This window comes from Mucilaginibacter sp. OAE612 (assembly GCF_041806395.1).
GTDB lineage: Bacteria > Bacteroidota > Bacteroidia > Sphingobacteriales > Sphingobacteriaceae > Mucilaginibacter > Mucilaginibacter rubeus.
Window position 1 is genome coordinate 3,586,564 of sequence record NZ_JBGMUW010000001.1, and the last position, 26,041, is coordinate 3,612,604.

Consider the following 26,041-nt stretch of genomic DNA (forward strand, 5'->3'; position numbering starts at 1 on the left):
TGGTTTATAGTTAGCTTATACGGCTATAATATTTATAAGTTTAATGTAGACAAAAAAAACCAATCATATAAAACTGAAAGCGGAATGCGCCAAACTAAAGCTAACAAACGGATTAGCAGATAGCGATATATAAACGAATACAGCGTTAAGCATCCGTAGAGTCTGCCTTTAGAATATTAAATACGGTACCACAAAAAAAGCCTCCCGGCATTACCGGGAGGCTTATCATATGTTCAAAAATTAGTAGCGTTGCTTACAGCTCTCTTACCCAAATATTGCGGAAGCTAAGCGGCTCGCTCTTATCGCCATGGGCCTGTAACTTAATTGGCGACGGGCCATGTTTTTTACCTTCATAAGATGGTTTGCCGATGTATTGAGTAGGACCAAGCAGCTCAAAGTTGTTTTCAACCAACACGCCATTGAAAAATACGGTAGCCCTTGCTGCCGATTTCAATGAACCGTCTTCGTTAAATACAGGAGCGGTCCAAATTACATCATAAACATTCCACTCGCCGGGTTTGCGACCAGGGTTTGCCAGTGGGATCACTTGCTTATACAAGCTGCCTGCCATGCCGTTAACATAAGTTTTGTTTTCGTACGAATCTAAAACCTGTAGCTCATAACCTGCATCACCTTTACCTATCGAAGCTAAGAACACGCCGCTGTTGCCGCGGGCCTGCCCGCTGCCTGTAATGTTAGCAGGCACTTTCCACTCAATATGCAATTGGTAATTGCTGAAAGTTCTTTTGGTTTCAATATTACCGGTAGCTTTATTTACGGTAAGTACATCACCTTTAACCAGCCATTTAGCCGGGGTTTTATCTTCAACAGAAACCCACTCGTCAAGGCCTTTACCGTTAAACAAAATAATTGCGTCTGAAGGGGCATCGCCTAAATTTTTGCCCGGCGTAACTACTTTAGGTACCGGTTCCCAAATCTCGGTGTCTTCAGGTTTGGCATTTTGCGCGTTTGCCATGAAGCAGCTTCCTGCTAAAAGGGCGGTTAGTATTAATGGATATTTCATCTCTCTAAAATAATTGGTTTAAACGTGAAGCGTATTTTTCAGATATGAAGCGCTTTTTGCAATGCTCACATACGGATCAATATTGGTATAGTTTTCCTGCTCAACAATAAAGTGCTTAATGCCCGCAAGTTTAGCTTTACCCAATATGGTTTTGAAGTCGATATCACCGTTACCTATTTCTGTATTTAGTTCGGCATTGGTTTTATCCCTGTCTTTAACATGCACAAAAGCGAAACGGCCGGGGTGTTTTTCAAAAATCTCAACCGGGTTTTTACCGGCGCGTACTACCCAGTAAAGATCCATTTCCATGGCCACCAGTTTAGGGTCGGTGTTGTTAAGTACTACATCGTAAAAAGTAGTATCACCGACAGGCGCCCACTCAAAGTTGTGGTTATGGTAACCTAATTTTAAGCCCGATGCTTTCAGTATCTCGGCAATCTTATTCATTTTCTCGGCAACGCCTTTGCAGTCGTCAACCGTTTTAATAAAGTTGTGGTTTAAAGAAGGGATAATAATATGCGACTGGCCAATGGTATTGGCAACCTCAATATATGCGTTCAGGTCGTCAGTTTTACCAGAGCCAAAGTATTCGTCCAGTCCGTAATGACCGCTTGGAGTTGTTAAGCCATTATCTTTTAATAGCTGACTAAATTCTTTACCTTTTAATCCCCAATATCCTGTTTCTTTGTTAAAGCCAAAGGTTTCAACCTCATTATAACCGGCTTTTGCCACTTGTGCAATAACACCTTTTACATCTTTGGGTAATTGATCGCGCAGGCTATACAATTGCAGGCCCACTTTATTTGAAGCTTTCGCCGATACCAATTTCGGTGCAAGCATTGCGCCTGCTGCCATTAATCCGGCTTGTGCTAAAAATGTTCTTCTGGTTGTCATGTATTTGTTTTATTAGTTTAGCTTTTTAGAGTGATAAGGTGATGTAAGGTTTAAACATCACAAATATGCACCGCCTTTTTAAGCGAAGCTATTTTATCTTTCTGTTTCGGGATGAACTCCTGCGCTACAAAACCCTTATGCCCTACCTCAACAATGGCACGCATAATGGCCGGATAGTAAAGTTCCTGTGTTTCATCAATTTCGTTACGGCCGGGAACACCGCCGGTATGGTAATGAGCGATATACTGATGATTAGCGCGGATATTGCGGATCACATCGCCTTCATCAATTTGCATGTGATAAATATCATACAGCAATTTAAAGTTTTCCGAACCGAGCCTGCGGCAAAGTTCCGCGCCCCACTCTACCCTGTCGCACTGGTAATCTTTATGGTCAATTTTGCTGTTCAGCAGTTCCATTACCAATATTACGTTGTGTTTTTCGGCAAGGGCTACCATAGGTTTAAGGCCTTCAACGCAGTTATTCCAGCCTTCCTCGTCGGTTTTACCGCGACGGCTGCCGCTAAAGCAGATCAGGTTTTTATAACCGGCTTCTGCCACCAGCGGGATCATTTTGGTATAGTTTTCATGCAGCTTGGCATGAAACTGTTTATCGCCAAAACCATCGGTAAGGTTGATCTCGGCACCGTTGCACATTGAGGAGAACAAGCCATATTTTTTTAGTGTAGGCCAGTCTGAAGGGCCAACCAGGTCGATCCCTTTTATGCCGATATCCTTAGCGGCGGCACAAAGCTGATCTACCGTAAAATCGCCGTAACACCAGCGGCATACAGCATGGTTAATATTGCCTTTGAGCTTATCATCAGCCTGCATATGTTTTTCAGTTTCGGTGGTAAATGAAGATAATACACCCGACGCGCCAATTGCGGCCGTGCCCGCGATCATGCTTTTAATAGCCGACCGCCTGTTTTGATTTGATGCCATAATTATATTTCGGTTTGTGCTGATGGTTCCTGAATATCCAAACCTGGTTTTGTGGCCATGCTTGTTTTATCTTTAAATAAAGCGAGGAATAATATCAATACCACAGCGGCAATACCTGCCGGTATAAGCCAAATGGTTTGCCAGTTATGTGATGTATCTGATACTTTCCAATGATCAACAATAGGGCCTGAAATGTACGAACCTATAAGCATTCCTACGCCATAAGTTGCTAAGGTAATAAAGCCCTGGGCCGCGCTTTTAAAACGCTCGCCCGCTAAATTATCGGTATAGATCTGCCCGGTTACAAAGAAGAAATCGTAACAGATACCATGCATTACTATACCCGCAATAAGCATCCAGTAGCTTGAACCTGCGTCGCCGTAGGCAAAGAATATATACCGCAGTACCCAGGCCAGCATACCGATAGCCAGCATTTTTTTTACACCGAACCGCACAAAAAACAAAGGCATCGCTGCCATGAACGCCAGCTCGGATACCTGCCCCATGGCCTGTACACCGGCAGCGGCTTTAACGCCCACTTCATTTAAAAAAGGGTTGGTAAAGTTGTAGTAAAACGCCAATGGTACACATATAGCTACCGACGCCAAAAAGAAAATTAAATACGACCTGTTTTTTAACAAGCCGATTGAATCTAAGCCAATGATATCGCCAAATGTGGTCTTCTGCCCTCTTTTTACCGGAGGGGTATCAGGCAATGTAAAGCTCAATAAACCCAATATGAGAGATGCTATTGATGCCATTTTGAAGGTGAGCACAAGCGTTCCGCTTTTCTCCCATCCTAATAAGCCGATAACTATCCCTGCAACGATCCACCCGGCTGTGCCGAACACCCTGATTAAAGGGAACTCCTTACTGGGGTTTTGCATCTGCTTAAATGAAACCGAATTTACCAGTGCCAGTGTTGGCATGTAAATGATCATGTAAAACAGGATATTAGGGTAAAACTTATCAAAATCAGCTATGGTAGTTGCATAATAAAGTGAGGCAGCGCCCAACAGGTGCAGTACACCCAGGATCCTTTGTGCCGAAAAGTATTTATCAGCAATAAGTCCGATCACAAAAGGAGCGATAATGGCACCTAATGATTGCGTTGCGTAAGCACCAGCATTTTGCGTTCCGGTAGCTTTTAACGTAACCGTTAAATAAGTGCCCATTGTTACAAACCACGCGCCCCAGATAAAGAACTCCAGGAACATCATTGTTGAAAGTTTTACCCTAATTCCGATAGTCATAATTATACTTTAAGGTCGGATTTAATTACCCTTATTATTTTTTTAATGATAAAATGTACTGTACAATTTCTTTGGCATCACTTTCAGGTAATGAAGGGTGCGGGGTCATGGCTATGTTGCCCCAGTTACCGCTGCCGCCACTGATGATTTTTTTGGCAAGCATATCGATATTAGCCTGTGAAGCATCATATTTTTTAGCGATATCCTGGAATGCAGGGCCGATAACTTTGGTATCAACTTTATGACAGGTGCTGCAATCTAACGTTGCTATTAATTTTTCGCCGGTTGCTGAACCTGCAGAACCGCCTGTTGATTCGGTACCGGTTTTAGCTACAACTGTATCTGCATCAGAATTTGCCGCTTTAGCAGATTGATTTGCGCCCTGGGTACTGTCGCTGCCACCGGTGTTTTTTGATGAATTTCCGCCACAGGCAGCAAAAGCCGCGCTGATACAAAGAATAACGAATACTTTTTTCATAAGAGTTTAATTGTTGTTTTCGATGATAACCTAACAGAAAATCTGTTCCTTAACAAAGCTCCTGCTATTTTTCATCATGTAATTTTAATTGGGTTGGTTAATGAGGCGAAAATTACAATTTTTTATCATAATTAAAACCCTATTAAACCGATATAGCGCCTAATGAAGCAGTTTTTTTACGTGAGCGCATGTAAATTACCAATCCTATAAATGCCACGATTAATACAACCGGTATAATCAGGGTTGTGTTTAACACTTCCGGACCGGCCGCCGACCGTGCGGCATCGAACGCCTTCGCCATTTCAGAGCCAGCCGGCGCCGAACGGTAAGCATCCAGACTGGCACCTGCCGGTAATTTCGAAGCCATTATTTTATCGTAAAAACCGCCCATAAATATCATATAAATAGACACTCCGAACATGCCCGCGCCGCCCATCAGGTTTAGGCCTACAGCACCGGTACGTGGCAGGTTTTCGGCCACAAAGCCTATCATGCAAGGCCAAAAGAACGCTACCCCTAAACCAAAAACTACTGCTGCGAAGTAAATAGCATCACCATGCAGGTGTACCATCAGATAAATGCCCAATGCCGATAATATGGCCGAGATTAGCAGCACTCCCTGAGGTGCCAAACGATGAACTATCGGGCTTGCAAACGCGCGGCCCAATACCTGTACCGAGGCAACAAAAGTTAAAATAAGGATGGCGTTGTCCGTAACTGTTTTGAATAAAACGTCAGTCCACTGGTTGGTGAATAATTCGGTAATAGCTGTTCCGAACATACAAATGATCATGAACAGGAACAAGGGATTGATCAATGCCTTATACATATCCTCGGTACTTACACCGGCAGATACACGCTCGGTAACCGGGAAATCCAATTTCGAGAACAGGTACCCATAAGCAATGGTAGGGATCAGCATCAAAGCAATTTCAACCTGCGAGATCCAGTATGGTTTGGGCGATACGCCATGGGCCAAAGTGGTATCCAGACCGAATACTATTAAAGTACCTATTACTATGCCTGCCGGAAACCAGAGGTGAAAGTGATTAAGCTTTGTAGTTTTATTATCTGTATATAGCGAAGCTACAAGCGGGTTACATGAAGCCTCAACTGTACCATTAGCAATACCAATCATTAAGGTAGAAAGAAACAGCGTCCAGTAGCCATTGGCAAAAATGGTAAGCAGGATCCCCACCAGGTGAAATACGAAGGCTGACACCAGCAGCTTTTTCATACCAATGATATCGACAATAAAGCCGCCTACAATGATAGCCAGCGGAAAGCCCCAGAAAGCGGTTGCTGCAATGGTACCCAGTTGCGAAGCGTTCAAATGAAATCTTACGCCCTGGTCATTCAAAATCCCGGCACGGATACCGAATGATAATGAGGTTACCAGCAACGACAGGCAGCTTGCCCTGAATAGCTGTGTACGGTTAATAGTTTGCATTTTAAATTATTTAAGGTTATTTGATAATTGGTTAATTGGCTGTATCAAAATGCTTTTACTGAATTGTTTCAGCTGTATTCGCCGGTTGGTAAATCCCATCTTTACAGGCCGAATCATTAATTACACCAGGGCGCAGGCATGTCACCCTGAGCTTGTCGAAGGGTCGTGCGCAGAGGCCTAACCCACTATGCTTCGACAGGCTACCCATGACACCCGTTTTTGATCTGGCATTTGTAGATCCAGACTTACGAAGTTTTAAAAACTTCGTAAGTCTGAATTCATGTCGTCATGCTGAACTTGCTTCAGCATCCCACTTGCCAGGCAGCCATGCTAAGCACTCGCATACCTATCTTATGGGTGCCGAAACAAGTTCGGCATGACGCGTTTTTTAAATTTAATAAATCCGAAATCGAAAATCCGAATTCCGAAATCGAAAATTAGATCCCTAACGTTTTCCTGTTGAAAGCATCATCAGAACCTGATGCTGCGAAATCATCAAAAGCACGTTCAGTTACACGGATAATATGATCTTTGATGAACGGAGCACCTTCTCTTGCACCATCTTCCGGATGTTTAAGCGCGCATTCCCATTCAAGCACCGCCCATCCCTTATAATCATATTGTGTTAATTTACTAAATATCGATTTAAAATCAACCTGCCCATCACCTAATGAGCGGAAACGGCCGGCGCGGTTAACCCAGCTCTGGTAGCCGCCGTAAACACCCTGACGCCCGGTTGGGTTAAACTCAGCATCTTTAACGTGGAACATTTTTATGCGCTCATGGTACAGATCGATATATTCCAGGTAATCCAAACATTGCAATACAAGGTGCGACGGATCATACAGCAAGTTAGCACGCTTGTGGCCTTTTACATGATCAAGGAACATTTCGTAAGTGATACCGTCGTGCAGGTCTTCGCCCGGGTGAATTTCATAGCAAAGGTCGATGCCGTTTTCTTCGTACACATCCAGTATCGGTGTCCAGCGTTTAGCCAGTTCACCAAAAGCGGTTTCAACAATCCCGGCAGGGCGTTGCGGCCATGGGTATACCATAGGCCAAAGCAGGGCGCCGCTAAAGGTAACCGAAGCATTTAAACCTAAATTTTTTGAAGCCTGCGCAGCATATTTCAATTGCTGCACAGCCCATTTTTGCCTTTCGGCCGGGTTACCACGTAAATGCTCGGGTGCGAAACCGTCGAACAGATCGTCATAAACCGGGTTTACCGCTACCAGCTGGCCTTGAAGGTGGGTTGATAGCTCAGTGATCTCTAACCCCGCGGCATTAACTATACCTTTAATTTCGTCAGCATAAGTTTTGCTCTCGGCTGCTTTTTGCAAATCGATGAAACGGGTATCATTTGTTGGCAGTTGCACACCTTTGTAGCCTAAACCCGCTGCCCACTGGCAAATAGATTCCAGGCTGTTAAATGGTGCCGCGTCGCCTATAAACTGTGCTATAAATATGCCAGGTCCTTTTATAGTAGTCATGTTTTTTGTTTTAAATAGATGGTGGATTAAATAGTGAAATCAGTCCATTTAACGTCCGATTTACCTGATGCTATCACATTTTCGATAAAGGCCATTCCCCGAACGCCTTCTTCGATACCCGGAAAATCAAGTTCTTCGGGAGTGGCCTGCTTACCTTCTAAACCGGCTTTAACAGTCAAAGCAAAATTACGGTACAGGTTGGCGAATGCCTCTAGATAACCTTCGGGGTGACCGGCAGGCGTACGTGTATTATGCTGCGCGAATGAGCTGGTATAACCACCACCGGTGCGCCAGGTTTCGGCAGGTTTATCAGTATACATCACCGTAAGCGAGTTAGCATCGCTCTGGTGCCATTCCAAACCGCCTTTTTCACCATAAACCCTTATCTTCACATTATTTTCTTCGCCGGCTGCAATTTGGGTAGCCGTGAGCACGCCGCTTGCACCATTGTTAAATTTTAACAACGCCGCGCCGTCATCATCAAGCTTGCGGCCTTCAACTACGATGTTAATATCCGCACAAATTTTAGTAACCTGTAAGCCGGTAACATACTCGGCCAGGTTAAATGCGTGTGTACCGATATCGCCCATGGCACCTGCAATCCCGCTTTTACCCGGATCGGTACGCCATGAGGCTTGCTTGTTATCTTCTCCTTCTAAAAAGCTGCTCAACCATCCCTGCGGATATTCAACATAAACTTTTCTAACGGTTCCTATCTTACCGGCTTTGATCAGTTGCTTAGCTTCCTTAACCATGGGGTAACCGGTGTACGTATGTGTAAGGCAAAAAAGTTTACCCGATGCACTAACTACTTTTTCCAGTTCCTTAGCTTCTTCAAGTGAAAAGGTCATGGGTTTATCAAGCACCACATGAAAACCATTTTCGAGTGCCATTTTGGTTGGGGCAAAATGCACATGATTGGGCGTTACAATGCTGATCACCTGCACACGTTCGTTCTCGGGCAGTTGCTTTTCTTTTTCGATAAGTTCCTGGTAAGAGATATATGAGCGGCTTGCCGGTAAGCCAAGCAAAAGGCCGCTGGCCTGTGATTTTTCGGCATTACTGCTAAAAGCGCCGCAAACCAGTTCATATTCGCCATCAATACGGGCAGCTATGCGGTGTACGGCACCAATAAAGGCACCTTGTCCGCCGCCTATCATTCCTAATCTTAATTTCATTTGTTTTTGTTGGGGTTGATGTTTTTTGATGATTAAACGCTTCTCAATCGATTGTATACATCAAAAACAGCATTATTACATAATGCTGTTTTTGATAGCAATTCAAATTTTGTAAAAATCAAAGGTATAATCAATTGATATTGCAATTTTTTAGGTTGCCCAGGCTTTATCACCTTTTTTGTATGGCAGGTTACCGTCATATTTACCAGGAACGGCTATATAACGTAATGCCTGTGTGGCACCCGGTTTTGAAGTGAAGAAACCCAGCAGGGTTAATTCCTTCAGCATCCTGAAGTAATGGTTAGGATCTTCCGGTTTTTTTGTTTTGGTATAGGCTTTTTGCTCTTTGTCAAGCTCGGTTAACAGTTCTGTACGTTGCTCAGGTGTAGCCTCTAAAAACTTTTTGCCAAATTTTTTGTCGCTCGCATCATTCAGGTCTTTAAGGCCTTTAGTGAAAATTTTCTGATCATCGGCAGTATAGCAATCCTGTACCATTACGGTCATAAATTTGCCAATTTCGGCAGCTTTAGCACCCGGGGTTGAAGTTGCAGGTAAAATGGTTTCACCGATTTCATCCATCAGGGCCACATCATCCTGTGTAAAAAGGTCGTTTACTTTCGGCGAAGATGGTTTACATCCGGAGATGAAGAACTCGGCGCCGATGATGGTACCGCCAAGGATCAAACCTACCCTGCCTATCGCTTCTCTTCTATTCATAAATTAGTTATTGATTTAGTGAATTAATGAATTAGTGATTTTAATTAATTGAGGAATTAGAGAATTAGTGACAGCAATTTTTCAATCACTAATTCACTAACTCACTAATTCACTAATTATTTTGTTTACGCTTTTAACACGAAACCTTCGCGGTAATCGCGTTTAATATATTGGTTAACAGCATCAAAGTTGGTAACTTTCATAGCCTGGTTATCCCAAACTAATTTTACCCTGCCGCCATTTAGCTCATGACCGCGAACCGCAAGGTTAGCCATCAATAAAGCCTCAGTAAGCGGACCAGCCTTATCAAACGATGAGCTTAGCTCTGTTTTACCGTAACCGGCAATACAGCCTTCAACCCACTGTGCATAGTGGCCGTTAGCGCCCCCCGGTACACGTGCCCATTTCTGCGGAGCTTTAGCGCTTTTGGTAAGCGATTTCGGCAATAATGTCGCTGCATCAGAATAGGTGCTTGCATACATTTTACCTTTTGTACCAATAAACAATGTACCGTTACCTTCTTCACCGCCAAAATCTTCGCTCGCTAATAATTCAGCAGGCCTTTCAGGTTGGATACCACCGTCCATCCAGTGCAGGGTAACATCGCCTTTAGTTTTTTCAGTTTTAGGGAATGTTAAGGTAATGTGGCTTGATGGAGGGCAGCTTTCAGGGAAGTGGCCTTCTTTAAACTCATCTACATAAACACTGCCAACACTGGCCTGTACATCCTTAGCATATTGGATACCCAACACGCGGAAAGGTGCTTCAACCAGGTGACAGCCCATATCGCCAAGGGCGCCGGTACCGTAATCCCACCAGCCGCGCCAGTTAAATGGTACCAGTTTATCAACGTAATCTTTTTTAGGTGCCGTACCTAACCACAGGTCCCAATCCAACTCTTTAGGAATGTTTGGCTGTGGTGGCGGCCATGCAATACCTTGTGGCCAAACAGGGCGGTTTGTCCAGCAGTAAACGGTGTGCACATCACCAATCAGGTCGGCATCATACCATTCCGACATTAAGCGGGTACCGTCATTTGATGAACCCTGGTTACCCATTTGTGTAACCACTTTGTATTTTTTGGCAGCCTCTGTTAATAAACGGGCTTCCCAGATATCATGTGTCAGCGGTTTCTGAACATACACGTGTTTGTTCAGCTGCATAGCATTATAGGTAATAATGGCATGGTTATGATCGGGTGTTGAAACCGATACCGCGTCAAAATGCTTGTGTTCTTTGTCAAACATTTCGCGCCAGTCTTTATAATACTTTGCCTTAGGAAAATCGCTGCGTGACCTTGCCGCTCTGCGGTCGTCAACATCGCACAGGAAGGCGATCTCGGCCTTGCCGCTTTTGTAAAAATTAGCAATATCGCTTTGCCCTTTACCACCGGCACCTACGCCGGCAATCAATAACTTGTCGCTTGGAGCTATAAAACCTTTACCGCCCAAAACATGGCGCGGAACTATCATAAAACCAGCGGCCGCTATGGCGCTGCTTTTAATAAATTGCCGTCTTGACGGGTTTGGGGTTTTGTCCTTTTCTTCAGTCATAGGTGTTTTTATTAGGTTGTTTTTATGTGATGCTGATTAAATTTCTCCCTTTTTAAGTGCGTCAACGGCATAGTTAGCGGCACGTGCAGTCAACGCCATGTAAGTAAGCGATGGGTTTTGGCATGCTGCCGATGTCATACAAGAGCCATCGGTAACAAATACGTTTTTAGCATCCCAAACCTGGTTCCACTGGTTCAATACTGAAGTTTTTGGATCGCGGCCCATACGTGCGGTACCCATTTCGTGGATGCCCCGGCCAAGGAACGGGTTAGTACTTGAAGTTTGTACATCTTTAGCGCCAATGGCTTCCAGCATTTCTTTGCCGTCTTTTTCCATATCGATACGCATTTTCAGCTCATTTGCTTTTAATTCGGCATCAATGGCAACAACAGGCAAGCCCCATTTATCTTTTTTGGTTTTGTCGATGGTAACCTTGTTTTCATGGTAAGGTAATGTTTCGCCAAAAGCGCCCATACCTATATGCCATGAACCTGGCTCGGTCAATGCATCCTTAAACGCACCGCCTATGTTCAGTTCGGCAATGTCACGGCTCCAACCTTCGCGGCTTGCCGAGCCCTGGTAACCGAAACCACGGATGTAATCACGTTTTTCGCCGTTAAGGTTACGGTAACGAGGGATATAGAAACCATTTGCACGGCGACCGAAATAATATTTATCCTCATAACCTTCGATCCTGCCATAAGCGCTAACATTAAGGTGGTGGTCCATCAGGTTGTGGCCAAGCTCGCCGCTGCTGCTGCCTAAGCCACCTTCCCAAACGTCGGTTGCTGAGTTCATCAGGATCCAGGCCGAGTTAATGGTTGATGCGTTTACGAAAACGATCTTTGCGAAGTACTCATAAGTTTTGTTGGTTTCAGCATCCAATACCTCAACGCCTTTGGCTTTTTTGGTATCCTTATCGTACAATATCTTGGTAACTATAGACCAAGGGCGAACGGTTAAATTACCGGTAGCCATAGCCGCAGGCAATGTAGCCGATTGTGTGCTGAAATAAGCACCGAACGGACAGCCCAACCAGCATTTGTTACGGTACTGGCAGTTGGTACGGTTGTTATGCGGTACAGTGATATTAGCCGTACGACCGATGATCATGTGACGCGCTTCTTTATAAAATTCTTTCAAACGTTTTGAAACGTCTTTTTCAACCACGTTCATTTCCATAGGCGGCATAAAATCGCCATCCGGAAGGATAGGTAAACCATCTTTATTACCGGAGATCCCGGCAAACTGCTCGGCGTAGCTATACCACGGAGCGATGTCTTTGTAGCGGATAGGCCAGTCGACAGCGATGCCATCTTTTAAGTTGGCTTCAAAATCAACATCAGCCCAGCGGTACGATTGGCGTCCCCACATCAGCGAGCGGCCGCCCACGTGGTAACCACGGAACCAGTCAAAACGTTTAATCTCTGTATAAGGACTATCTTTATCACTTGCCCAATAGTCAAGGTTGGTTTCATTTAACGGATAGTCGCGTTTAAGAACCGGGTAATCATCAATCATTTTCTGGGTACGGCCGCCTCTGTGCGGAAATTCCCATGGATCTTTGGTTGCGTTTACGTAATCTTTAATGTGCTCAATATTACGGCCACGCTCAAGCATGATGGTTTTCAAACCCTTTTGTGTTAGTTCCTTGGCAGCCCACCCGCCTGAAATTCCTGAGCCAATGACTATTGCGTCATAAGTGTTTGCAGACATACGAATAATATGATTAGTTAAATTTGTTTAGTACTTGGTTGTGTCGTTAAATGTATGAATAAAATTCATTTTCCAAATATTACATTGTGTTTTTTTTACACGAAGGACCTCACCCTGGCCCTCTCCAAAGGAGAGGGAGCCCCCCTTACGCCGCCCTTTTTAAGTCCTCTCCTTTGGAGAGGATTTAGGAGAGGTTCCCCTTCTTCATCTCGCTCATGGCATAATCGGCCGCCCTTGCCGTAAAGGCCATATAAGTTAGCGACGGATTTTGGCACGAGGTTGACGTCATGCTGGCGCCGTCGGTAACAAATACGTTTTTAACGCTATGCACCTGATTCCATTTGTTTAATATCGATGTTTTAGGATCATTCCCCATTCGGGCACCGCCCATTTCATGAATATCAAGCCCCGGTGCTCGTTTATCGGTACTGGCTTTAATGTTGGTAAAACCCGCGCTGGTGAACATCTCGGTTAACTGCTCCACATAATCCTTCTTCATCTTCTCGTCGTTGTCGTCGTAATCAATGTTCATCTTTAATAATGGTACGCCCCAGGCATCTTTTTGCTTGTCATCAAGACTTACAAAATTGCTTTCCTTCGGGATGGTTTCGCCCATCATGTGCGACCCTACACGCCACGGGCCAAGCTCTTTGTTAGCCAGGTTGTTCTTCAAGCTGCTGCCTACCCCGTCCCAGCTGCGCTGCGGGGATCTGTACGCGCCAAAACCACAAGCATAGCCGCGTAAGAAATCAGTTTCCTGTTTATATACGTTCCTGAACCTCGGGATATACCCCCCGCCGGCAGGATTACGCCCATCAGTTGTCCATTCTTTAGCGCCATCATACTCGGCTCCAATATGGGCCGAATAATTATGGAATGCTACATATTTACCCAGCACACCGCTATCATTGCCCAAACCATTAGGGAAACGGTGCGACTTGGAATTAAGCAATATCAGGTTGGTATTTAACGCCGCGGCATTAACGAATATTACTTTGGCGTAATAGTCGATAGCTTCTTTGGTATTGGTGTCAATAACCCGCACACCGGTAGCTTTACCCAGCTTATCATCATATATAATAGACTCCACTACCGAAAACGGTCTTAATGTGGCGTGGCCGGATTTTAAAGCCCAGGGAATAGTGGTAGCGTTGGCGCTGAAATAACCGCCGAACGGGCAGCCGCGCTCGCAAATAGTACGCCTTTGACATTGTACCCGACCCTGATCTAAATGAATTTGATTGGGGGTTGACAAGTGTGCACAACGTGCGCTGATCACATGTCGGTTTTTATACTTACTTTTTACGTGATCTCTGAAATATTCTTCAACAGTATTTAATGGGAATGCGGGTAGGAACTCACCATCCGGCAATTCGGCAATGCCATCACGGTTACCCGAAATGCCGGCGAATTTCTCTACATAACTATACCATGGTGCAATATCTTTGTAACGGATAGGCCAGTCTACCGCGAAACCATCGCGGGCGGGGCCTTCAAAATCAAAATCGCTCCAACGCTGGGTTTGACGTGCCCAAAGCAGGGATTTGCCGCCAACCTGGTATCCGCGGATCCAGTCGAAGGGTTTATCCTGAATATATGGGTGCTCTGCATCTTTAACAAAAAAATGCGCGGCGCTTTCTCCAAAAGCATAACAGCGGTTTACAATAGGATTGGCTTCCTGTACAGCCATCGGCAATTCGCCCCGGTGTTCAAACTCCCAGGGGTACATGTTGGTAGTCGGGTAATCCTTAATGTGCTTAACATCGCGGCCACGCTCCAATATCAGTGTTTTGAGTCCTTTGTCCGCAAACTCTTTAGCAGCCCATCCCCCGCTCATTCCCGAGCCAATTACTATCGCGTCGAAAGTGCGTTCTTTAACGCTGTCGATATTTAAATTAGCCATTACTTATACTGCTTGCTTTTGTTTGTAAGGGAAATGCGCATTGTACCTGCCCGGCACAAGCTCATATATCACCTCTTTAGTCATAAAATATTTTGAATTGGTATAACCGTTTATGGTTTGCCTTTTTACTATGCTGTAAAACTTCTTAAGCTCGGGCGAATACTTGCCTGCAGGAGGAGTGGCAGGTGCAGCATCTTTTTTATCACTGTTTTTCCTGGCCGCCTCTTCTTCCGCTTTACCTTCTTTTTCTATATCCAGCAAAAATTCTTCGCGGGTTTTAGTATCAAGCTGGTCAAACGTTTTACTATATAATTTTTGAGATTGATCTGCGAAATGGCCCATGCCAGTTACAAATGCCTGCTGATCTTCCTTTTTATAGCAGTCATCCACCATTTTCAACACAAATAAATGCAGCTGCAGGTCTTTGGCACCCGGCGTTGTTGTTTTAGGTATAATAGTTTCTGCTACATTGCCTATCAACTGTTCCTGATCGGCAGTGATATCAATATTTTTGAGTGCAACCTTCGACTTTGCTTTATCCTGCGAACAGGCCGGGAGCAATGCAGCCCCTCCTATTATCAAAGCCAGATTTTTGATGACGGTACGCCGGTCCATTGTTTAAACTAAATTGTTTTAGCGAAGCCCATTTATCTGTCACAAAACTTTTAGTTTACTGAACAGGTAACGAGAAAGGCTTAATATGATTTATAATGTGCTCCCAAACTTAATAATTACAATTCAAAATCAAAGGCTGTAAAAATTAAATCTTCACGGGTGTAAGTTAGTCTTATACTATTAATAGCCCCATTTTTTCATGATTTGTAAATCAATTTTTACACAATCGATTGGGTCTTTGCCCTGGTATGCTTCCTGCTCAATAATGAACAAAGAGGTGCCGCCTTTTTTTGCCCCGGCCTTTACAATATCCCTAACTGGCAGGATCCCGGCGCCTAAAATGGTGCTTTCAGTATCATCGCCACCGTGTGGCGGTACTTTAATTTCGTCCTTTACGTGCATGGACTGGAAACGGCCGGGATATTTATTGATAAACTCCAACGCCCTGCCACCTGTAGTGTACATGTTACCGATATCTATTTGCTGGGCCACCAAAGCCGGATCGGTATTTTGGATGATATAATCATAAAGGGTAATATCGCCTACTTTAGTACTGATCTCAAAGTTATGGTTGTGGTAGCCAAACATCATTGACGATTGTTTGCAAAGCTCACCGCATTTGTTAAACTGTTCCATGGTACGTTTCAGGGCATCGGTATCTGTACGTACCTTTTCATCCAGCCAGGGGCTTATCACAAACTTTTGCCCCATGGTGGCAGCGTCTTCAACAGTGTATTTCCAGGCATCGGTAAAATCATTTTTGGCTGCATCCCAGTGCTGAGGTGTCATTACAGTATGACCGCTTGGCATTTTAAGATCAAGGTCGGCCAGGATCTTTTTAAATTCTTTGGCAGTATAGCCGTAAAATTTCCTGTCGATGTAATTAGCATGTTCCACATGTGCGTAACCTGCATCAGCTATCTTTTTAAGCGTTCCCTGTGGGTCGGCCTTCATGGCATCGCGTACGCTGTAAAGCTGCACCCCTACCCGTTTAAGCTTACTATCCGTAGCGGCAAATAAACTATCAGGAAGTAGCGCCGCCCCGGCTACTGCCATTGCGCCGGTTTTTAAAAATGATCTGCGTGATGTATACATGGTTATATGTTTAAGGTTATTTTGCAATAGGAAATACAGGGAACAATAAATCAGAGTTACTTACAAATGCCAGGTGCTTGCTATCCGGCGCCCATGACGGGGTGTTGATAGTACCCTGGCCACCGTACAGGTAGGCTACTACTTTTGACGGACCGCCATTAACCGGCATTACCCGTAAGTATACGTGTTTATAAAAGGGGTGATCGCCGGGAGATACTTCGTTTTTCAGGAAGGTGATATAAACTATCCATTTACCATCCGGCGAAATATGCGGGAACCAGTTGTTATAGTCATCGTTGGTTAATTGCGTTTGTTCACTGCCGTCGGCTTTCATGCGCCAAACCTGCATCAGGCCGCTGCGTACAGAATTAAAGTAGATGTATTTTCCATCGGGCGAATATTCGGGGCCATCATCCAAACCGGGCGTGTTGGTAAGGCGCTCTTCGGGACCACCAGCGGCGGGGATGCGGTAAACGTCAAATTCCTTATTGCGCTCACCACAAAAAACGATGTACTTTTTATCAGGCGACCAGCCATGCATATAACTTGCGCCGTGCCCGGTTTGGGTTACCCGTGTAGCCTCGCCGCCGGCCGAAGAAACTGTGTATCCTATTGATGGGCCACCATCGCCGCTGCTGATAGCCAGCATTTTGCCATCGAAGGAAAGCACATGGTCGTTATTATTATTTTTAGCGATGCCAGTATTGAGTATCGTTGGTGTATGCGATTTAAGATCGAATTTATACAATGAGCCTTCGCTGTTATAAATGAGTGATTTGCCATCAAGCGTCCAGTTTGGTGCCTGAAGTGATTTTGGTGATTGATAAACCACCGTGGCATTCTGACTTTCGAGGTCAAGCAACTCAATGGCGCTGCCTAAATATTGTTTATAAGGAATCAATGAGGCCGGTGCGGGTGTAACTATACGTACGTTATTGAATACAGCTTTCTCGGTAACATCCGCATTGTGCGAGCAGATGAAAATGCCCACATAAACGTCGTCGCCCAGGTCAAGACCGGTTACTTCCTCGCTCACAAAGAGATCGCCTTTGCGGGCTACCGACATGGTATAGGTATTACCTTTGCGTTCCAACTGGATCACATCGGCCGCAGTGATGGATGCCTTCTTTTCTTCGGTAATGCCGCTTACCGTTTTACGGTATTGCAACGAGGTTAAGCCATCTCCATGCACAACGGCATTGATATGTTTTGAATTTGAATCAAGCGTGGTGCGAACCATTAGTCCAACCTTGCGATGCGCTTCAACACCTTTGCCTATAAATGCGGCGTTGGTGCGAAGAATGAAATCGCCTTTCATTTTCTTCCACACAAAGTGAAAATCATCATGCGTAGCCCAGATATTCTGGCCCGAACCAATAAGCGTATATTGCTGTAATTTAGCGTCATATACACCGCTGCCCTGATGCTTGACCGTACCAACATCGGTTTGGCCTTCAAATATTCCTACGTCCTGAGCACTAACCCGGGCAGAAAACAAGGCAATGCAAGCTATGCATAACACAACATTTAATATTTTACAGCGCATTGGTTTGGTGTTTAGTGTACACTATAATCGGTTCACTAAGGTATATAATCAATTCGCTATTAAGATAGTACTATTTTAACAATTCTCCACATTTTTGATATATAGCCAGATTTTTACAAAGTGTAATTTTAACACGGAGAGGAGGTTAAAACAGGACGCTGTTGTTATTGGTATTGTCACATTGCCGTTGTTGGTGTTGTCACCAACAACCACCAGATAGGTTAACGCGTCGGATGACATAGAGCGGAGATCACCAGTTGAATTGCACAGCGCATAGTTGTTGGTGACAACACCAACAACGGCAAAAGTTTTTCAATTCCCTCCCCTGGGAGGGGTGTGATGGAAATGTGTAATGGCAGGGAGGGGTTCATCTGCTATTTCCGGTATAGGCACATCGACGAAACCCCTCCCTACACCCTCCCAGGGGAGGGAATCGCACAATCCCACGCCTTTTCTTCTTTCCACAAGATGACGATGACAATACTAACAGCAGCCAAAGTGGCGGCAAACCAAACAAAAAGGCCATAGCAATCACCTCGCTCTGGCCTTTTAATGTATTTAATAACAGCTTACTCCGCAGCTACTAATATTTCGGTAACCTGTACAGCTGCAGGTACTGCTACCGGAACAGGTGTACAATATTCCTTCAAAAAATCAGCTTTTGAATCGCGGTATGAGCTTACAGCTCCCAGCATACTCATCATTTTAATATAACACCAGGCCAAATCAAACTGATATGGTTTAAAGCCAGAGCGGGCGCTTTTAGGATATAAATGGTGGTTGTTATGCCACTCACCTGCTACATAACCCGGCCACAACTGATTGATTGACATATCCTCTCGGTTATGGTCGATACCTTCACGCCGCATATCTTTTCCTTTACCATGACCTTCGTAGTTAAATGTACGTACACCAACTGCCCAAATGCCGGCAGAGCCAAATACAGCACAAGCTAATGCCGGTCCGCCTAAAAGGTAGAAAGCTGTAAACCAAAAGCCCCAGTTCAGTATAATACCAATTATGGTTCGGGTTGGATTAGCCAGGGTGCCCCATTTTTGATACTGCTTGTAAGTATTTGTATTTACCCCCGTGTGTTTCATCAGGTTAACACATTTTTTGTAAGTGACTTCGTCCATGTTTCGTGCTATGGGCTGATGATTAACATCTGCTAAAAAGCAATACATAAAACCACCTTGTGCATTGTAAGGATCGCCCGGCTGATCAGATAAAGCGTGGTGCACATGGTGCGATACTGCGTAGATTTCTTCAGGGATGATCTTCAATGTAAGGTTCTGGGTAAAAAAACGCCAGAATTTATTTTTAAAGGTGTAAGCTCCGTGAGTGCAATACCGGTGGTGCCAGATTGTACCATGGGTGCCCATAATAATCATACTGTATACGAAGGCAACAATAAGCCCGGTGATACTGAAATATTTAAAGATGAACAGCCCCAGGAACGGCACTAAAGCCAGCACCAGCGACCAGCTTAAAAACGAAAGCCAGTTTTTTTTATCCTTGAATACATTTAGCCGTTTAAAAAATTCTTTTACAATTTGTGTGTTAGTAGGTTTTGAGAGGTTGCCAAGCCCATCTGTCCAACCATATGCAGGTGGTTCGAGCACAGTGTTTAAAAATGCCATTAAGTGTTTGGGAGATTAGTTTAAAATTGTCGGAGAATTGTTATAAATTGTCACAATATAGTAAAAAGTACCTACTGCTTATACGTAACAACGGGATAAATAGATTTAAATTACCCAACAAATGATTAAAACTTTTTCAAAATAATTAAATTTCTTTATAAGAAATTATAAAAGTTAATATCAGCTACATATTACTTAATAAGCATTAATCGTATAGCAGACCATTAATTTAAAATAGGAATAATTTTTGAGGAAAGTTTAATCCGTTACCAAGGGAAGACTAAAACTGAAGGTACTGCCCCTGTTCAATTCTGAATTTACCCAAAGCCTGCCGCCGTTAAACTCAATAAGCTCCTTGCATAAAAACAAACCAATGCCGGTGCCTTTCTCGCCGGAAGTACCTGTTGCTGTATATTTCGTATTAAGGCTAAATAACTTACCAAGTTTTTCTGCAGGAATACCGTTGCCGGTATCGTTAACACTGATCACCACCATACCTTCATCAACGGTGCTTAGCAAACTAATAATACCGTAATTGCCCGTAAACTTAATAGCATTACTAACCAGGTTACTTAAAACTACTTTTACATGCCTTTCATCGGCCTGTACACACATCCCGGGTAAAGCCATGTTTTCAAACCTGATATTTTTTTGCTGAAAAAGGTAACTAAAAATCCTCCCGATTTCATTGCCAATTAAATAAATATCGACTGCTGATGCTTCAAGATTAACGCCTTTGATTTGGCTGCCCGCCCATTCAAGCAGGTTTGAAAGGGTTAATTCGGCACCCTGTACTACCGGCTCTATTTCCTTCATCAGGTCCTGAACTTCATCATCGCTTAAAACACCGGTGTTGTATAAACGTAATATAGAATTCAGATTAGCAAGCGGTGTACGCAGGTCATGCCCTATTACAGCCAGTAACTTATCTTTAAGATTATTAATATTTGCCAGGTTTGCCGATTGGTCTTCTATCAGTTCTTTTTGAATTAATAAGGCTTTATGCTGCTTGCGCATCCGGTTATTTAAAACCCGCTTTTGTTTATAAAGGTAATAGGTAACCGACAAAGCCAATATTACAACCAGCAATGAAATAAGCAGTGTAATGATTATAACCTTTTGCAAATGAATTTTTTCGCGGTATTGCCCTGCCTTTTCCTCAACCGCGGCAATAGCATTAAGACGGCTGTTGAGCTCAAAATAACTCTGTATGAGCTCGGTACTTTTACGCTTATTGGCAGCGCTAACGCTATCGAGCGCCTGGGTGTACTTTTTCTGATAGGCTAACGACTGTACCATATCATGCTTTTGCTCAAAGCTGTAGGCCATGGTTTTATAAGCCGACGAAATGCCATCCATAACACCGATGCTATCGGATAAATCCGCGCCTTTTTTTGCAAGGTCAACGGCTTTGTCAAACTGGTTTAACGAATTGTAAATAACAGCACGTTCAATAAATGAGATAGCCCTTAAACGCTTATTATTAACAATATAACTCATTTGCAGGGCAGTGTCTGAATAAGCGACCGCCTGTTGATACTGCCCTTTTAACCGATAAGCATTAGCCAGCCGGCTATATAATATACATATCGCAGGCCGGTCATTTATCGTACGGCTAAGCTGCATGGCAAGTTTGGCAAGCGCAATGCCTTTATCATATTGTTTAAGCCTGGCGTAAACAAATGAACGTTCGTTATAAACTTCGGCAAGCATTTTAGGATCATGACCGGCAAACCGGGCCGCGATGTCTAAATTTTTTATAGCCTTGCTATAGTTTTGCAAATCTGTATAAGCCCTGCCGATAGAACTATAACAGTGGGCCAGTAACAGCGGCTTGTTTTTGGGCAGATAATTTAAAGCCGAATTAAAATAAAACAAACTGATAGGATAGTATGACTGCGACCAGTACACATGCCCTAAATTTAAAAAAGCGGCGCCCGTACCTTCATTATATTTTATTTTTTCCGAAAGCAGCAAGGCATGTTCAGCACTTACCCTTGCCTCGTAGGGAGCACTAACATAGGTTTCCTCAACCAATTTGTTAAGGCTGTCGATGGTTTTGATTAGTGACGGCGATTTTTCCGGCTCAATTCCGCTTGTTTTTTGCGCATAAACAGTACTATGCATTAATAACAGCAATAATAAACCAAGGGGCCTTGTCATTCGCTAACAGTTTCAGACTGCAATCTAACAATAAACTTAATATAGGCAATAGCTATCCGGCAACAATGCACCGCTCGCCCTGCAGCAGTTCAATACAATTCTCGTAGTTATCGGGCATTTGAATTTGTTCAACCTCTTTCATATAACTCTGCTTAATCTCTTTACGGCGGCGGGCTTCAATAAAACGCCTTACCTGTTCCCGGTTTTCCAAAACCAGGCCGGGCACTTTGGCCGGCTTGTTAAAATCATCTTTAGCTACCATAGTAAAATAGCTGGTGTTGGTATGTTTTACCGAATGGTTTTTGATATTTTCAGATATCACCCGAATCCCTACCACCAGCGAAGTATTGCCTACATAGTTTACCGATGCCATGAGCGATACCAGTTCCCCTACTTCCACGGGCTGCAAAAAATCCACCGTGTCGATAGATGCTGTTACACAATAATTACCGGCGTGTTTGGCAGCACATACATAGGCTACTTTGTCCATAAGTGAAAGCAAGATCCCTCCATGGATCTTTCCACCAAAATTAGAGTACGAAGGGATCATCAGTTCGGTAATGGTGGCCTGCGAAAATGCCACGCTTTTATAGCCGTCTATATCAGGTAAGGGGTTCATAATATATGGTAATATAGTATAAGGTTAAGCACTAAAATACAATATATGCAACATTAGTATTACATAGGGTTAAATAGTTAAACCTTCGTTAAACTTTAATGGTCAATAACCTAAATTGACCCTAAACTATGAAAAAACACTTACTGCTCGCGTTTATCGGTATTCTTTTTTTATCAACTGCCTATGCCCAGCAAGCCCGCGAAGTGCGCGGTACGGTAGTTGACAGCGTGGGAGCCGTACCCGGAATTACGGTAAAACTAATCTCCGATAAAGACAGCGTAGTAGTAGCAACCAGCACTGCCGGGGCATTTTATTTCCCAGCCGTTGTCTCCAAAAACTTTAAACTCACCATTAGCGGAATCGGTTACCAGCCCTTTACCCGCCGTTATGTAATGGATAACGATACCAAACCCATTAACCTCGATCCCATCAAAGTAAAGGTGCAAACCAATATGCTGAACACGGTGGTTGTTTCGGCAGTGATCCCCATCACCATAAAAGAAGATACCGTTGAATACAAAGCCAGCGCCTATAAAGTACGGGAAGGATCGCCGGTGGAGGATTTGCTCAAAAAGCTGCCGGGCGTAAGCGTTGATAAAGACGGCAATGTAACCGCGCATGGCAAACAGGTTACCAAGGTGCGGGTTAACGGTAAGGATTATTTTACCGGCGATGTGCAAACCGCCACCCAGAACCTGCCTGCCGATATTGTGGAAAACATACAGGTGATTGACGATTACGGCGACCAGGCCAACCTTACCGGCATCAAAACCGGCGACCCGGACAAGATCCTGAACATCACCATACAAAAGGGAAAAAGTAAAGGTAATTTTGGCCAGGGCAGCGTTGGCGTTGGTAATGACGACCGGTATCAGGCCCGTCTTTCGGCCAATTCATTTTATGATGCAAGGCAACTGGCAGTTATAGGCACCTGGAATAACAATAACACCAATAGCTTCAACCTTGGCAGCAGCGGTGGCGGCGGCGGTCGGGCCGGACGAGGAGGTGGCGGAGGCGGCAGCAGCGCGGGCGGGGTGAGTACCGCCAATGGTATTACTACCAACCGCTCCATAGGTACCAATTACCGCGATGACTGGAGCAAAAAAGTTACCGTGTATGGCAGCTATAGTTTTGCCGATAAAGACAGGGATATTAACAGCACAACCTTGCAGCAAAACCTTTATCAATCGGGTAATATCATCAATATGGACAACAGCACTAACCATAACCATGGTATCAACCATCGCTTTGATTTCAATATCGAGTACAAAATTGATACGTCTAACTATATCAAAATAAACCCGGGTTTTTCATATGCCACCGCCGAAAACATGAGTACCGATACCTTCAGCAATACCCGTAACCAAAGTTTAGTTACAGGCAATGAGCTGGCACTCACCAATAACTCATCACAAACCGGCAGCCTTAACGTGCTTTACAACCACAAGTTCCATAAAAAAGGACGGAACTTCAGTGTTAATGCCAATGTAAGCTATTCTAAAAACGATCAGGAACTGAATGATAAATATACTACCCGGCAGGATACCGTGGTAACGCCATTGTTTCAGCAGATCAACTCTGATAATCAATCGCAAAGGGTAAGCGTGCATTTTTCATACATCGAACCTGTTGGCAAAACAACTTACCTGGAAAGCAATTACAGTTATAATTATTCAAATACCGATAATAACCGCTACAACTACCGGGTTGATCCTGTAACAGGCAATCAAACCTACGTTGATTCATTGAGTACATTGTATAACTACCAGTTCATCACCAATCGTATCGGTTTAAACCTTCGCGGGATACAACCTAAATATAATTATACGCTGGGCCTGGCTGTTCAGCCTTCAAAACTTGACGGGGAATCGCACAATTTTCATACCTCCACATCTACCTTTAATATCATCCCTACGGCAAGATTTATCTATAACTTTTCAAAAAACCATTCATTCTCGTTCAACTATAGCGGCTCAAATGCCCAGCCATCATTTAGCCAGCTGCAACTTCAGCCCGATTATTCAAACCCCCAAAACAGGGTTTATGGCAACCCTGATCTGAAACCCGAATTTACCAACAGCTTTAATGTGCGTTATAACCAGTTTGATATTGCCAGCGGCAATTCATTGTTCGCCAGTTTATCATTTGCCGAAACCCAGGATAAAATAGTTACCAATTCGGCCCCCGTTACTGATAGCACCCAAAGCGCAAAAGGCAACAATACCATACAGGCAACCCGCTATATTAACACCAACGGTTTTTATAATGTAAATGGCAACTATTCCTTTTCAAAACCATTCGCCGAACGCAAGTACACCGTATCCTTAAACGGCGGCGCAAGCTACAACAACAACATTTCATATATTGAAAATCAGCGCAATGAGGGAAAAAACTGGGTGCTTAACCAGGGTGTTAAACTTAGGGTTGATCTTGACAGCATTATGGACAGCGAGATCAGCGCTAATTACAGCATTAATACTACCCGTTATAGCCTGCCGTCCTCATTAAATACCGATGCCCAAACCTGGACATTAGGGCTCGACGGCCGCAATTATTTTTTTTACAGTTGGGTGCTTGGTTACAGCTTAACTCAAACCATCAATCACGGTTTCAGTAGTACCGTGAAAGCGAACCCTACTCTGCTGAGCAGCTACCTGGAATACCAGTTTTTAAACAAGCATATAGCCTCGCTCCGGTTCCAGGCTTTTGATATTTTTGACGAAAACAAAGGTATAACACGCACTGCCGTAGGCAACCAGATCATTGATACACGTACCAACCGGCTGGGCAGGTATTTTATGCTCAGCTTTACCATCCGGCTTCAAAAATTTAGCGGCAGCCGTCCACAGGGCGGGCGTAACGGCGGCGGTAAGGGCTTTGGTGGCTTTGGCGGCGGTCGCCTTGGTGGCAGAGGATAATTTGTATCCTGCTTTTTTTGAAAAACGTTAAGCGCTGTTATATATTTACAACAATCTATATCCCTGCATTGAGAAAACTTATTTTAACCTTTATATCGATACTATATATCGGCTGTGCCATTGCACAAACCAAAGATGCCACCGAAAAAACCGGCCCGGAAACAGTGGTCCAAAAACATCGTCTTACCGATTCGGTAGTTGAGCGGTTCAGCGTACTTAAGAGTAATAAGGGTATCCGGCAAGGTTTATACCAGGCCCTTTATCAAAAAAACTATGCATTGGCCAGCGGCTATTACGACAACAACAAAAGGGCGGGCGTTTGGCACTTTTTCGACAACCGGGGACACCTGGTACAAAATTTCGACTACAGGACCAACCAGATCACCTATGAAGCACCTGAAGACAGTACTTCAAACCTGCAGTATTTTGTTGATGTAAAACTTAATGATTCGGCCAAAACAACCAAACCACTTAAAGTAGGCGGCAGATTTTTTGGATACCTCCCCTATCTGAACCTCTTTAAGCTTCCGCCCGATTTAATGAACCTTAATCCAAATGTATCGTTTGGCGCAGTGGAGTTGTTGATTAGTCCCTTAGGAAGGCTTGCATCATTTAAAGTACATGTGTACAGCGGCTCGTTCAAGAAAACATTCAATATGAGCATTGACGTACCCGACCCGGCAGATAAGATTTTTGTACCGGCTACCGTAAACGGCGAAGGCGTTAGCTGCCGGGTGTTGATCAAATGCGCTTTCAGAAATGACGGGGGGCTGGAGTTTTATTAAGCATCCATACTTCCTCTTAAACCAAAAGCGTCATTGCGAGGTACGAAGCAATCCCAAACT

20 protein-coding genes are annotated in these 26,041 nt (G+C 44.1%); 2 read left to right on the top strand and 18 right to left on the bottom strand.

The window, feature by feature from the left end:
* Positions 1-253 precede the first annotated feature (253 nt).
* From ABID99_RS14805 to ABID99_RS14890, 18 genes are all read right to left on the bottom strand, one after another.
* Positions 254-1,024 (bottom strand): DUF1080 domain-containing protein, encoded by a 771-nt coding sequence (locus ABID99_RS14805; protein ID WP_090524609.1) that lies wholly within the window; start codon positions 1,022-1,024, stop codon positions 254-256.
* A gap of 18 nt (positions 1,025-1,042) precedes the next feature.
* Positions 1,043-1,918 (bottom strand): sugar phosphate isomerase/epimerase, encoded by an 876-nt coding sequence (locus tag ABID99_RS14810; protein WP_090524607.1) that lies wholly within the window; start codon positions 1,916-1,918, stop codon positions 1,043-1,045.
* A gap of 50 nt (positions 1,919-1,968) precedes the next feature.
* A complete protein-coding gene (locus tag ABID99_RS14815) occupies positions 1,969-2,862 on the bottom strand; it encodes a hydroxypyruvate isomerase family protein (RefSeq protein ID WP_090524605.1) in 894 nt (297 codons plus the stop codon).
* Between the two features lie 2 nt (positions 2,863-2,864).
* The gene (locus tag ABID99_RS14820; protein WP_090524604.1) at positions 2,865-4,115 is read right to left on the bottom strand and encodes a nucleoside permease; all 1,251 of its coding nucleotides are present in this window, start codon (positions 4,113-4,115) and stop codon (positions 2,865-2,867) included.
* 34 nt (positions 4,116-4,149) lie between these two features.
* Positions 4,150-4,593 (bottom strand): c-type cytochrome, encoded by a 444-nt coding sequence (locus ABID99_RS14825; RefSeq protein WP_090524602.1) that lies wholly within the window; start codon positions 4,591-4,593, stop codon positions 4,150-4,152.
* A gap of 142 nt (positions 4,594-4,735) precedes the next feature.
* Positions 4,736-6,043 (bottom strand): sugar MFS transporter, encoded by a 1,308-nt coding sequence (locus tag ABID99_RS14830; protein ID WP_090524599.1) that lies wholly within the window; start codon positions 6,041-6,043, stop codon positions 4,736-4,738.
* A 437-nt stretch (positions 6,044-6,480) separates the two neighbouring features.
* On the bottom strand, positions 6,481-7,533 hold the full coding sequence (locus ABID99_RS14835) for a sugar phosphate isomerase/epimerase (protein ID WP_176623863.1): 1,053 nt from the start codon (positions 7,531-7,533) through the stop codon (positions 6,481-6,483).
* A 26-nt stretch (positions 7,534-7,559) separates the two neighbouring features.
* On the bottom strand, positions 7,560-8,711 hold the full coding sequence (locus tag ABID99_RS14840; RefSeq protein ID WP_373614200.1) for a Gfo/Idh/MocA family protein: 1,152 nt from the start codon (positions 8,709-8,711) through the stop codon (positions 7,560-7,562).
* Between the two features lie 150 nt (positions 8,712-8,861).
* Entirely contained in the window at positions 8,862-9,428 is a 567-nt protein-coding gene (locus ABID99_RS14845) for a gluconate 2-dehydrogenase subunit 3 family protein (RefSeq protein WP_090524595.1), read from the bottom strand.
* Positions 9,429-9,553: 125 nt separating this feature from the next.
* Positions 9,554-10,981, bottom strand: coding sequence for a Gfo/Idh/MocA family protein (locus ABID99_RS14850; protein WP_188831618.1), 1,428 nt, complete (start codon positions 10,979-10,981; stop codon positions 9,554-9,556).
* 36 nt (positions 10,982-11,017) lie between these two features.
* A complete protein-coding gene (locus tag ABID99_RS14855; protein WP_354481899.1) occupies positions 11,018-12,697 on the bottom strand; it encodes a GMC family oxidoreductase in 1,680 nt (559 codons plus the stop codon).
* Positions 12,698-12,881: 184 nt separating this feature from the next.
* A complete protein-coding gene (locus ABID99_RS14860) occupies positions 12,882-14,600 on the bottom strand; it encodes a GMC oxidoreductase (protein ID WP_373614201.1) in 1,719 nt (572 codons plus the stop codon).
* A gap of 3 nt (positions 14,601-14,603) precedes the next feature.
* Positions 14,604-15,215: a gluconate 2-dehydrogenase subunit 3 family protein gene (locus ABID99_RS14865; protein WP_354481894.1), complete on the bottom strand. Its 612-nt coding sequence runs from the start codon at positions 15,213-15,215 to the stop codon at positions 14,604-14,606.
* Positions 15,216-15,395: 180 nt separating this feature from the next.
* Positions 15,396-16,310, bottom strand: a complete 915-nt coding sequence (locus ABID99_RS14870; protein ID WP_091175478.1) for a TIM barrel protein — start codon at positions 16,308-16,310, stop codon at positions 15,396-15,398.
* A 16-nt stretch (positions 16,311-16,326) separates the two neighbouring features.
* Positions 16,327-17,856, bottom strand: coding sequence for a TolB family protein (locus ABID99_RS14875; RefSeq protein ID WP_373614202.1), 1,530 nt, complete (start codon positions 17,854-17,856; stop codon positions 16,327-16,329).
* 569 nt (positions 17,857-18,425) lie between these two features.
* A complete protein-coding gene (locus ABID99_RS14880; protein ID WP_373614203.1) occupies positions 18,426-19,496 on the bottom strand; it encodes a fatty acid desaturase in 1,071 nt (356 codons plus the stop codon).
* A 258-nt stretch (positions 19,497-19,754) separates the two neighbouring features.
* Positions 19,755-21,659 carry an ATP-binding protein gene (locus ABID99_RS14885; protein ID WP_373614204.1) on the bottom strand — a complete coding sequence of 635 codons (1,905 nt, stop codon included), beginning with the start codon at positions 21,657-21,659 and terminating at the stop codon, positions 19,755-19,757.
* Between the two features lie 52 nt (positions 21,660-21,711).
* The gene (locus ABID99_RS14890; protein WP_090524579.1) at positions 21,712-22,278 is read right to left on the bottom strand and encodes an acyl-CoA thioesterase; all 567 of its coding nucleotides are present in this window, start codon (positions 22,276-22,278) and stop codon (positions 21,712-21,714) included.
* 128 nt (positions 22,279-22,406) lie between these two features.
* Between ABID99_RS14890 and ABID99_RS14895 the strand changes: the two genes are divergently transcribed.
* Positions 22,407-25,196 carry a TonB-dependent receptor domain-containing protein gene (locus tag ABID99_RS14895; protein ID WP_373614205.1) on the top strand — a complete coding sequence of 930 codons (2,790 nt, stop codon included), beginning with the start codon at positions 22,407-22,409 and terminating at the stop codon, positions 25,194-25,196.
* Between the two features lie 68 nt (positions 25,197-25,264).
* Positions 25,265-25,981 carry a hypothetical protein gene (locus ABID99_RS14900; RefSeq protein WP_373614206.1) on the top strand — a complete coding sequence of 239 codons (717 nt, stop codon included), beginning with the start codon at positions 25,265-25,267 and terminating at the stop codon, positions 25,979-25,981.
* The last annotated feature ends 60 nt before the right edge of the window (positions 25,982-26,041 follow it).